Origin of the sequence: Microbacterium sp. SCN 71-21 (genome assembly GCF_001725695.1) — a bacterium.
Lineage (GTDB): Bacteria > Actinomycetota > Actinomycetes > Actinomycetales > Microbacteriaceae > Microbacterium > Microbacterium ginsengisoli.
Genome location: NZ_MEGA01000072.1, coordinates 1 through 11,336 on the forward strand (window position 1 = coordinate 1; position 11,336 = coordinate 11,336).

The following is an 11,336-nucleotide window of genomic DNA, read 5'->3' on the forward strand; positions in this document are numbered from 1 at the left end:
CACGCGGCATCCCTCTCCCGCGGGGAGCGCACCTACTACACGGCGCCCATCAAGGCCCTCGTGAGCGAGAAGTTCTTCGCGCTCGTCGAGATCTTCGGGCCCGAGCACGTCGGCATGGTCACGGGCGACTCGTCGGTGAACCCGGATGCGCCGATCGTCTGCTGCACGGCGGAGATCCTCGCGAACCTCGCCCTCCGCGAGGGGGCCGCCGCCGATGTCGGCCAGGTCGTGATGGACGAGTTCCACTTCTACGGCGACCCCGACCGCGGGTGGGCGTGGCAGGTGCCGCTGCTGCTGCTTCCTCGCGCGCAGTTCCTGCTGATGTCGGCCACCCTCGGCGACGTGACGGCGATCGCCGACGACCTCACCCGACGCACCGGCCGGGTGACGACAGAGGTGACCGGGATAACCCGTCCCGTGCCGCTGCACTTCTCGTACGCCCGCACGCCCGTGCAGGAGGTCGTGCAGGGGCTTCTCGACGAGGCCGAGACGCCGGTGTACATCGTGCACTTCTCGCAGGCGCAGGCGATGGAGCGCGCGCAGGCGCTCGCGAGCATCAAGGTCGCGAGCCGCGAGCACCGCGACCGCATCGCGGAGGCGATCGGCGGCTTCCGGTTCACGACGGCCTTCGGGCGCACCCTGTCGCGTCTCGTCCGCGCGGGTATCGGCGTGCACCACGCCGGCATGCTGCCGCGGTATCGGCGGCTCGTCGAGACCCTCGCCCAGCGGGGACTCCTGCGGGTGATCTGCGGCACCGACACCCTGGGTGTGGGTATCAACGTGCCCATCCGCACGGTGCTGATCACCGCGCTCTCGAAGTACGACGGCACGCGGATGCGGCAGCTCACCGCCCGGGAGTTCCACCAGGTCGCCGGGCGCGCGGGCCGGGCCGGCTTCGACCCGTACGGCAACGTCGTCGTGATGGCACCCGAGCACGAGATCGAGAACACCGAGGCGGCCCGCAAGGCGGGTGACGACCCGGCGAAGCTGCGCAAGATCGTGCGCAAGAAGCCCGCGGCGGGCTTCGTCTCGTGGAGCGAGACCTCCTTCGAGCGCATCCGGGATGCCGCGCCCGAGGCGCTCGTGCCGCAGCTGCAGCTGACGGCGGCGATGCTCATCAACGTGATCGCGAGGGGTGGCGACGTGTTCGCCGACGTGCGCTCGCTCGTCTTCGACAACCATGAGCCCCAGCCGCGCCGGTACGAACTCGCCCGCCGTGCCCTCGCGATCTTCCGCACGCTGCGGCAGGCCGGCATCGTCGAGGTGACGGGGGAGGGGGACATCCGGCTCACGGTCGACCTGCAGCCGAACTTCGCCCTGAACCAGCCGCTCTCGCCTTTCGCCCTCGCCGCCATCGATCTGCTCGACCCGTCGGACGCCCCCGGCGGCGCCGGCACCGGGCACTACGCGCTCGACGTCGTGAGCGTGATCGAGGCGACGCTCGACGACCCGCGTGCGGTCCTCGGCCAGCAGGAGTTCCGGGCGCGCGGCGAGGCGGTCGCGGCGATGAAGCGCGACGGTCTCGACTACGACGAGCGCATGGCGGCGCTCGAGGAGATCACCTACCCGAAGCCGCTCGCCGAGCTGCTCGCCCAGTCGTTCGAGGTCTTCGCGTCGAGCCAGCCGTGGGTGCGTGACTTCGAGCTGCGTCCGAAGGCCGTCGTGCGCGACATGTACGAGCGGGCGTTCTCGTTCGCCGAGTTCGTGTCGTGGTACCAGCTCGGCCGCAGCGAGGGACTCGTGCTGCGCTACCTCAGCGACGCGTACCGGGCGATCCGCCAGACGGTTCCGGCCGACGCGCGCACCGAGCAGCTGCTCGACGTGATCGCCTGGCTCGGCGAGCTCGTGCGACAGATCGACTCGAGCCTCGTCGACGAGTGGGAGCAGCTCGTGAACCCGACGGGCGATCCGGATGCCCCGGTGGTGCCGCCCGCGCCCCCGTCGGTCGTCGCCAACAGGCGCGCGTTCACCGTGCTGGTGCGCAACGAGCTGTTCCGTCGGGTGCAGCTGGCCGCGCTCGAGCGCGACGACGAGCTCGCGGAGCTCGATCCGGATGTCGACTGGCCCGCCTTCCTCGACCGGTACTTCGCCGAGCACGACGACATCTCGACCGGTGGTGCCGCCCGCGCACCCGTCTACTGCGCGATCGACGAGTCGGATTCCGCGAACGGAATATGGCGGGTCGAGCAGACGATCGACGACCCCGCCGGCGACCACGATTGGCGCATCCGTGGGGAAGTCGACCTCGCGGCATCCGTCGACGAGGGTGCTGCCGTCGTGAGGGTCACCGAGCTGCTGCGGCTCTAGCACGCCGGCGATGCCGCCCCGGGGCTTCCGCGCGTACGGCGCGCGCGGGACGATGGAGGCATGGGGACGAGAAGGATGACCACGGTCGCCATCGCGCTGATCGGCGTGCTCGCGCTGGCCGGATGCGGCGGGCTGCACGAGAAGGGCGGCGAGTCCGCGTCACCCACGCCGACGCGCACCGCGGCGGCGCCGACCCCCACGCCGACCCCGACCGTCGATCCGATCGCGGGGATGACGCTGGCGCAGAAGGTCGGCCAGCTCTTCATGGCGGGAACCGCGGCGACAGCGGCCGACCCCGCCCTGGTCGCCGATGTCGAGCGAGGCGAGCTCGGCGGGATCTTCCTGCACGGCCGGTCATCCGCGGGTGTGCAGGCCACCGCGACGGTCGTCGCGGCATTCACCTCGCGCCTTCCCGCCGGCTCGCCACGTCTGTGGGTCGCGACCGACCAGGAGGGCGGTGACGTCCAGGTGCTCTCCGGTCCCGGGTTCGACCGCATCCCGACGGCACTGACCCAGGCCCAGCAGGGTGCTCAGCTGCGGGCATCGGCCACGGACTGGGGCAGGGAACTCGCGGCCGCCGGCGTGAATGTCAACCTCGCTCCGGTCGCCGACATCGTGACGAGCCCGCAGACGGCGCCCTCGAACTCGCCGATCGGCGCCATGTCGCGTCAGTACGGCTACAGCGAGTCGGCGGTCGCCGCGGGGGCGGGTGCGTTCGCCGCGGGTATGCGGGCGGCGGGCGTGCTGCCCACGTCCAAGCACTTCCCCGGCCTGGGCCACGTGGCGCCGAACACGGACACCTCCTCGGGGGTGACCGACACGGTCGTCGGGCCCACCTCGCCGGACGTCGACGTCTATCGCGGCCTGACCGCCGCCGGCCCGTCCCTCGTGATGGTGTCGACGGCGATCTACCAGCGCATCGACCCATCGGCGCCGGCGGCGTTCTCACCGGCCGTGCTCTCCCTCCTGCGCACCCAGGTGGGGTTCGATGGAGTCGTCATCACCGACGACCTCTCGGCCGCCGCACAGGTGCAGGCGTGGAGCCCGGGGGATCGCGCCGTGCTCGCGATCGCCGCGGGCGTCGACGTCGTGCTCGTCTCGAGCAATCCGTCGGTGCTTCCCGCGATGGTGCAGGCCGTGACCGCGAAGGCGCAGGCCGACCCGGGCTTCGCCCAGGTGGTGGATGCCGCGGCGCGGCGTGTGGTCGAGGCGAAGGCCGCGACGCGCTGACGCGACCGGGCGACGACGCGCTGACTCCGTGACGTCGCGCGCACTCCGCACGCCGGGGCCCGCGGCGGGAGCACTGCTCGACCGTCGAGCCGCGGCATCCCGTCGCTCGGAAAGTCCGGCTTGACATCGATGCCCGGTGTCGGTGAATATTGCTCTCGCGACAATGGTCAGACCAACTGACCAACAAACCAAAGGTGGATGCGTCGCACTCCACGGAGACAAGGAAGTGGGTTCCGTGAACCTCTACTCGCTGATGCAGGCGCGCACCGCCGCCTTCGGCCCCATCCGGGTCGGCGTGATCGGTGCCGGCAAGTTCTCGTCGATGTTCCTCACGCAGGCGAACAAGGCGGCCAACATCCACGTGGTCGGTGTCGCCGACATCAACGTGCCCAAGGCCAAGGCCGCGCTCGCACGCACCGGCTGGGCGCCCGAGCGCTACTCGGCGGCGACGCTGGATGAGGCCGTGCGCACCGGCGGCACCGCCGTCATCGACAGCGCCGACACGCTCATCACCCACCCGGCCGTCGAGGTCATCCTCGAGATCACCGGCAACCCGCTCTACGGCACCTACCACGCGGTCACCGCCATCGACAACGGCAAGCACGTGATCATGGTCAACGTCGAGGCGGACTGCATGGTCGGGCCGCTCCTGCAGCGTCGCGCACAGGCCGCGGGCGTCGTGTACTCGATGGCCTACGGCGACCAGCCGGCCCTCATCTGCGAGCTCGTCGACTGGTGCCGCACCGTCGGCTTCGACGTCGTCGCGGCGGGCAAGGGCACGAAGTACCTGCCCGAGTACAACTACTCGACGCCCGACACGGTGTGGAACTACTACGGCTTCACCGACGAGCAGCTCGCTTCGGGCGACTACAACCCGCAGATGTTCAACTCCTTCCTCGACGGCACCAAGTCCGCGATCGAGATGGCCGCCGTCGCCAACGGCACGGGACTGCTGCCCCAGGAGGAGGGCCTCCTCTTCCCCGCGGCCTCCAAGGACGACCTGCCCACCGTGTTCCGCGAGAACACGTACCCGGGGGGCAGCCTGACCCGCCGCGGCACCGTCGAGATCGCCTCGAGCATGTACCGCGACGGCACCGAGGTGCCCGACAACCTGCGCTGGGGCGTCTACGTCACCTTCGAGGCCATCAGCGACTACGGCGTGCAGTGCTTCGCCGAGTACGGTGTGCACACCGACGCGACCGGTCGCTACGCCTCGCTCTACCGGCCGTACCACATGATCGGTCTCGAGCTCGGTGTCAGCATCGCGTCGGCCGTCGTGCGCGGCGAGGCCACCGGCTCGCCGACCGGCTTCCGCGGCGACGTCGTCACGACCGCCAAGAAGGACCTCCGCGCCGGCGACCGTCTCGACGGCGAGGGTGGCTTCACCGTCTTCGGCAAGCTCGCGCCGGCGGCCACGTCGCTCGCCAAGAACGCGCTGCCGCTCGGCCTCGCGCACGGGGCGAAGCTCATCCGCGACGTGCCGAAGGACCAGACGGTCTCGTGGGACGACGTCGAGCTCGACGAGTCGCAGTTCGCCGTCCGCATCCGCCGGGAGCTCGAGGCGGAATTCCGCGCCGAGCACGCCCCACAGGTCGTCTGAGCGAACGTCTGACCATCCGACCATGACGGCTACGCTGGGGCCACGCGCCCCGAGAATCGTCGGGCGCCGCGACCAGAAGGAGTCTCTCCGTGGCGAGCGCCGATGCGTGGCAACCGGTTCAGCGGGTGCGCACCTACGAACAGGTGATGCAGCAGATCGAGGAACGCATCCTCGACGGCCGCTTGAAAGCCGGGGACAGACTGCCGAGCGAGCGCGATCTGGCCGCCTCGCTCGGCGTCTCCCGCCCGTCGCTGCGCGAAGCGCTGCGCGTGCTGGAGGCACTGGGCATCGTGGACATCCGGCCGGGCGGCGGCCCGGAGGGTGGAGCGGTGCTCGTGGGCACGCCGGGTCCGGGCTTCGTCAATCTGCTGAAACTGCAGTTGGCGCTCGGTCACTTCCATGCCAACGACGTCCTCGAAGGGCGCATCGCCCTCGAGCAGTGGTCCTGTTCGGAGGCCGCCTATAGGTCCGACGACGCCGACCACATCGAGCTGTCCGCCCTTCTCGACGAGATGGAGGACCCCTCGATCAGCACCCGTGAATTCAACAGACTCGACGCGGCCTTCCACGTCCGGATCGCCGAGTCGACAGGGAACGCCCTCATCGCGCATCTGATGGGTTCCCTGCGAACGGCCATCAACCGCCAGATGATCGACGCCTACGCGGCGCTCGACGACTGGCGTGAGACCGCCAAGACCGTGCGACACGAGCACCGCGACATCCTCGACGCGATCGAGAAGAAGGATGCCGCGCTCGCCGCACAGCGTGTGCGCGACCACATCACCTCGTTCTATGCCAAAGGCAACCTCGGGGGGATCACCACCTGACGATGCAGTCCGCTCGTCTCGGGCGGACCCTCAGGATGGCCGCGGCGACCATCTCGACATCAAAGGAGATCGTCACAATGACCGTCACGACCGACCGACCCGTCGCCTCTCAGGCGAAGTACGGGTCACCGGACAAGCTCAAGACCGCCATCGGTTCCACCGTCGGAACCACCATCGAGAACTACGACTTCCTCGCCTACGGCACCGCGGCCGCGCTGTACTTCGGCCCGCTGTTCTTCCCCGGCGAGGACCCGGTGGTCGGGGTGCTCCTCGGCTTCCTCACCTTCGGCATCGGCTTCGCGATGCGCCCGCTGGGCGGCATCATCGGCGGGTACCTGGGTGACAAGTACGGCCGCAAGCCCGTGCTCGTGGGCGCCCTCATGATCATGGGTGTCGCCACGGTGGCCATCGGCATCCTGCCCGTCTATCAGCAGGTGGGTCTGCTGGCCCCGCTCCTGCTCACCCTCATCCGCATCGTTCAGGGCCTCGCCTTCGGCGCCGAGTGGGGCGGCGCGGTGCTCATGACGTTCGAGCACGCGCCGTGGAAGAGCCGTGGCAAGTGGGCGGCGATTCCGCAGCTCGGTGTGCCGCTGGGTGTGTTCCTCGCCAACGTCGCGTTCCTTCTCACCGGCAACCTGGGTGACGAGTGGTCGTGGCGCCTGCCGTTCCTCTTCAGCGCGATCCTGATCATCGCGGGCCTCATCATCCGCTTCAAGGTCGCCGAGTCGCCCGAGTTCGAAGAGGCGAAGGCGACCGGACAGCTCGAGAAGAACCCCCTGTGGACGGTCATCCGCGACGACTGGCGCACGGTGCTGCGCGTGATCGCGCTGCGCCTGGCCGAGACCGGCGGCTTCTACGTCGTCGTGACCTACCTGATCTCGTACCTCACGACCTCGCACCACGCCGACCGTGGCACCGCGCTGACGGGCCTCATCATCGCGACAGCGATCGGTGCGGTCTCGACCGTGCTGTGGGGCGCCTTGAGCGACCGCACCGGCCGGCGCTCCCTCTACATCGTGGGATCGGTGCTGACGATCGCGTTCGGCTTCCCGATGTTCCTGCTCGCGAACACCGGAATCCCGGCGCTCATCGTGCTGGTGTACATCATCGGTCTGCCGATCATCCACGACATGCTGGCCGGCGTGCAGGGCGCCTACTTCAGCGAGCTGTTCAAGACCGGCACGCGCACCTCGGGCGCCTCGCTCGGCTACCAGTTCTCGGCGGCGATCTCGGGCTTCATCCCGTTCATCGCGGCGGCGGTCGCCGTGGGCCTCGGCTGGGGCGGTGTCGCGTGGATCTACGTCGCCGTCGGCGTCATCGGTCTGGTCGGTGCGCTGCTCACCCGTGAGACCTGGGGCCGCCGCGAGCGCGCCGAGGTCGACCGCATCATCGCGGCCGCGGAGTAACCCCCTCGCGGGCGGCGGCGGCCTGCCGCCGCCCGCTTCCCTCTTCCAGGAGTCACAGTGAAGACGATCATCCTCGACGACGATCCCACCGGCACGCAGTCGGCGACCGGGGCGCTCGTGCTGCTCCAGCTCGACCGCGAGGCCCTCGGCCGTGCGCTGGCCGAGCGCGACAGCGTGTACGTGCAGACCAACTCGCGCGCGCTCGACGAGGCGGCCGCGGTCGCGCTCGTGCAGCGCATCCGCGGCCTCGCGCTCGACGTGGCGGCAGAGCTCGGCGACGAGGTGCGCTTCGTGCTGCGCGGCGACTCGACCTTGCGCGGCCACGTGTTCGCCGAGACGGCCGAGCTGCTGGCGGACGACGATGTGATCGTGTTCGCGCCTGCGTTCCCCGAGGGGGGCCGCACGACGCGCGGGGGCGTGCACTACGTGCGCATCGACGGGGTCGACGTGCCCGCGCACGAGACCGAGTACGCCGATGACCCGGTGTTCCCGTTCCGCACCGCGGTGATGGTCGACTACGTGCGGGAGGCCTCGGGCCGTCGCGCGGTGTCGGTGCCCCTCGAGTCGGTGCGCTCCGGAGGCCTGGTGCAGGTCATCCTGGATGCCGCGCCGGGCACGGTCATCGTTCCCGACGCGGTGGATGCCGCGGACATCGCGGCGATCGCGGCGGCCCTGGACGCCGCGTGGGCGGCGGGTGCGGGCGTCGTCGTGCGCTCCGCCTCGCCCCTCGCCGCGGCGATCGCCGATGTGTCCAGCGTCGGCCTCCTCCCCGTGCCGCTCGTCGCAGATCCGCGCCGCGTGCTGCTCGCGTGCGGCTCCCACACCCACGGCGCGACCCGACAGCTCGCCCTCGTCGAGGAGCGTTGGGGCGACCCGACGGTGCTCGACACGGCGGCGGCCCTTGCCGACCCGGTCGCCGAGGGGCATCGCGCGGCATCCGTCGAACGCGAGCGGCTGGCCGGAGCGGGCTTCGGCTATGTCACCACGGCCCGCGAGCGCTCGGCGTCCCACGGCACGCTCGCGCACGGCGAGAGCGTCATGACCGCGCTGACGACGGCCGTCGCCGAGCTGCTCGGCGATGCCGACGTCGTCGTCGCGAAGGGCGGCATCACCTCTGCCGAGGTCGCCTCGAGCGGCATCGGCGCGACATCCGCTCTCGTTCTCGGCCAGGTGCTCCCCGGAGTCTCGGTGTGGCAGGTGACGGGCCGCGACGGCCGCGACCGCCTTTACGTCGTCGTGCCGGGCAACGTCGGCGGGCCGGAGACCCTCATCGACGTGCTGCGTGCCGTCGGCGCCCCCGAGACGGAGGTCGTGCGATGAGCGCTGCTCCGGTCGTCGTCACCGCCGTCTTCCACCCCCGCGAGGGCGCGACGCAGCAGCTCGTGGAGGCCATGGCCGCGGGCATCGCCCTCACCCACGCCGAGAGCGGATGCCTCCTCTACGCCATCCACGACGCGGCGGACGGCACGATCACCATGCTCGAGAAGTGGGCGAGCGCGGCCGACCTCGAGGCCCATGCGACGGGTGCGGCGATCGCGCGTCTGAACGCCGACATCGCCGAGCACCTCGCGGCGCCGGTGGTCGTGACCGTCATGACCCCGATCCCCGCCGGGGACGCCGAGCGCGGACTCCTCCACGGCGCGGGGGAGTAGCCGGTCGTCCCCGCAGGGCGGGGCCGGCCTCCGGGCGTCCGGCGTCCTCGTTACCCTGGAGGGGTGAGCACGCCCGCCCCCGCCTTCGACGAGTACGACGGGCTCGAGCCGCTCGATGACTGGGCGCCGCCGCCGGAGGACTGGGCGCCGCCGCCCGACGTGCTCGATGCACCGGCATCGGCACCCGTCGGCGACGTGACGGATGCCGCGGCATCCGCGCCCCGGCGCAGCTTCGACGGCGCCGACCCGCTCACGGTGCTGCACGAGGTCTACGGCTACGGCGCGTTCCGCGGCGACCAGGCCGACATCGTCGCCCATGTCGTCGCGGGCGGCGACGCGATCGTGCTCATGCCGACCGGCGGCGGCAAGAGCGTGACCTACCAGGTGCCGGCGCTCGTGCGTCCGGGCACGGGGCTCGTCGTGAGCCCGCTCATCGCCCTCATGCACGACCAGGTCGAGGCGCTGCGTGCCAACGGCGTGCGAGCCGAGTACCTCAACTCCACCCTCAGCGGCCCCGAGCGCGCCCGTGTCGAGCGCGAGTACCTCGCGGGCGAGCTCGACCTGCTCTACGTCGCGCCCGAGCGGCTGAACGTGCCCGACACGCGCGCGCTCCTGCGGCGCGGCTCGCTGAGCGTGATCGCGATCGACGAGGCCCACTGCGTCTCGCAGTGGGGTCACGACTTCCGTCCCGACTACCTGGTGCTCGGCGACCTCGTCGACGACTTCCCCGGAGTGCCGCGCATGGCGCTCACGGCCACCGCGACCCGCGAGACGCACGCCGAGATCGGGCGTCGCCTGCGTCTCGACGACGCGCGTCACTTCGTGGCCAGCTTCGACCGGCCGAACATCCAGTACCGCATCGAGCCGAAGACCGACGCGCGTCGTCAGCTGCTCGGCTTCATCCGCTCGCAGCCCGAGGGTTCGGCCGGCATCGTCTACGCGCTCAGTCGAAAGAGCGTCGAGCAGACCGCCGAGTACCTGCGCGGTCAGGGTCTCGATGCGCTCCCCTATCACGCGGGTCTCGACGTCTCGGTGCGGGCGGCGAACCAGTCCCGGTTCCTGCGCGACGAGGGCGTCGTGATGGTCGCGACGATCGCGTTCGGCATGGGAATCGACAAGCCCGACGTGCGGTTCGTCGCCCACGTCGACCTGCCCAAATCGGTCGAGGGCTACTACCAGGAGACCGGTCGCGCGGGCCGTGACGGCGAGGCATCCGTCGCCTGGATGGCCTACGGGCTCGCCGACGTCGTGCAGCAGCGGCGGCTGATCGAGCAGTCCGAGGGCGACCTGGCACATCGACGTCGCCTGCAGCAGCATCTCGACGCCATGCTGGCCCTGTGCGAGACGGTCGGATGCCGCCGCCAGAACCTGCTCGGCTACTTCGGCGAGACCTCGGCGCCGTGCGGAAACTGCGACACCTGCCTCACCCCGCCCGACACGTTCGACGGCCTCGTGCCCGCACAGAAGCTGCTGTCGACCATCGTGCGGCTGCAGCGCGAGCGCGGGCAGGCGTACGGCGCGGGGCAGCTGATCGACATCCTGCGCGGCGCCCGCACCGCGCGCATCACCCAGCTGCGGCACGACGAGCTCGCGACGTTCGGCATCGGCAGCGATCTCTCCGACCAGGACTGGCGCAGCGTCGTACGGCAGCTGCTCGCCCGCGAGGTGCTGGTCACCCAGGGCGAGTACGGCACGCTCGGGCTCGGCGAGGCCGCCGGCGGTGTGCTGCGCGGCGAGACTCCCGTGCCGCTGCGGCGGGATGTGCTCGGCCGCGCGGGCGGGTCGACGCGGGTGCGGAAGGCCGCGGCATCCGACGCCCTCGACGCATCCGATCGGCCGCTGTTCGAGGCGCTGAGGGAGTGGCGTGCCCAGACCGCGCGCGAGCAGGGGGTGCCCGCGTACGTCGTGTTCGGCGACGCGACCCTGCGTGCCCTCGCCGAGCACCGGCCGGCCGCCGCTGACGAGCTCGACGGCATCACGGGCATCGGGGCGAAGAAGCGCGAGGCCTACGGCGACGCCGTGCTCGCGGTCGTCGCCGCGCACGGCGGCTGACGCGCGGCGCCGGACAAGCAGCGCCGGACCCCTGGCTCGACTGCAGCGCCGGACCCCTGACCCGACCGCGCCGCCCCGCTGTCGGCGCCGCACAACCCGGCGCGCCGACGGTGCCCGGCGCGACTGTAGGAATCCCACCATCGACTTGAGCATGAGTTGTGCCGCTTCTACCGTCGGATCGAATCCCCGATCCCCTCGTCGAGAGGTACGTCATGGTCGACACTGCCGTCCGTCCCGTCTCCACCCCTGAGCCCGAGCGCGC

At 71.1% G+C, this 11,336-nt stretch carries 8 protein-coding genes; all 8 read left to right on the forward strand.

Annotation, left to right across the window (positions count from 1 at the left end; all coding sequences use genetic code 11):
* Positions 1-2,307: DEAD/DEAH box helicase (locus tag ABT08_RS10450; RefSeq protein ID WP_288114900.1), on the forward strand; the 2,307-nt coding region annotated here is incomplete at its 5' end.
* Positions 2,308-2,382: 75 nt separating this feature from the next.
* Positions 2,383-3,537, forward strand: coding sequence for a glycoside hydrolase family 3 N-terminal domain-containing protein (locus ABT08_RS10455; RefSeq protein WP_156454809.1), 1,155 nt, complete (start codon positions 2,383-2,385; stop codon positions 3,535-3,537).
* A 226-nt stretch (positions 3,538-3,763) separates the two neighbouring features.
* Complete coding sequence (locus tag ABT08_RS10460; RefSeq protein ID WP_288114901.1) at positions 3,764-5,137, forward strand: NAD(P)H-dependent oxidoreductase; 1,374 nt, start codon at positions 3,764-3,766, stop codon at positions 5,135-5,137.
* Between the two features lie 89 nt (positions 5,138-5,226).
* The gene (locus ABT08_RS10465; RefSeq protein ID WP_056519813.1) at positions 5,227-5,964 is read left to right on the forward strand and encodes a FadR/GntR family transcriptional regulator; all 738 of its coding nucleotides are present in this window, start codon (positions 5,227-5,229) and stop codon (positions 5,962-5,964) included.
* A 77-nt stretch (positions 5,965-6,041) separates the two neighbouring features.
* The gene (locus ABT08_RS10470) at positions 6,042-7,370 is read left to right on the forward strand and encodes an MFS transporter (RefSeq protein ID WP_045247576.1); all 1,329 of its coding nucleotides are present in this window, start codon (positions 6,042-6,044) and stop codon (positions 7,368-7,370) included.
* A gap of 57 nt (positions 7,371-7,427) precedes the next feature.
* The gene (locus ABT08_RS10475; protein ID WP_288114903.1) at positions 7,428-8,690 is read left to right on the forward strand and encodes a four-carbon acid sugar kinase family protein; all 1,263 of its coding nucleotides are present in this window, start codon (positions 7,428-7,430) and stop codon (positions 8,688-8,690) included.
* The gene (locus ABT08_RS10480) at positions 8,687-9,022 is read left to right on the forward strand and encodes a putative quinol monooxygenase (protein WP_045247524.1); all 336 of its coding nucleotides are present in this window, start codon (positions 8,687-8,689) and stop codon (positions 9,020-9,022) included. Before ABT08_RS10475 ends, ABT08_RS10480 begins: the two co-directional genes overlap by 4 nt.
* Positions 9,023-9,085: 63 nt before the next feature.
* Complete coding sequence (gene recQ, locus ABT08_RS10485) at positions 9,086-11,074, forward strand: DNA helicase RecQ (RefSeq protein WP_288114904.1); 1,989 nt, start codon at positions 9,086-9,088, stop codon at positions 11,072-11,074.
* Positions 11,075-11,336 lie beyond the last annotated feature (262 nt).

Excerpts from the sequence above, each read along its gene's own strand:
- ABT08_RS10455 (WP_156454809.1), top strand. The coding sequence starts at position 2,383 with ATGACCACGGTCGCCATCGCGCTGATCGGCGTGCTCGCGCTGGCCGGA.
- ABT08_RS10470 (WP_045247576.1), top strand. The coding sequence starts at position 6,042 with ATGACCGTCACGACCGACCGACCCGTCGCCTCTCAGGCGAAGTACGGG.
- ABT08_RS10480 (WP_045247524.1), top strand. The coding sequence starts at position 8,687 with ATGAGCGCTGCTCCGGTCGTCGTCACCGCCGTCTTCCACCCCCGCGAG.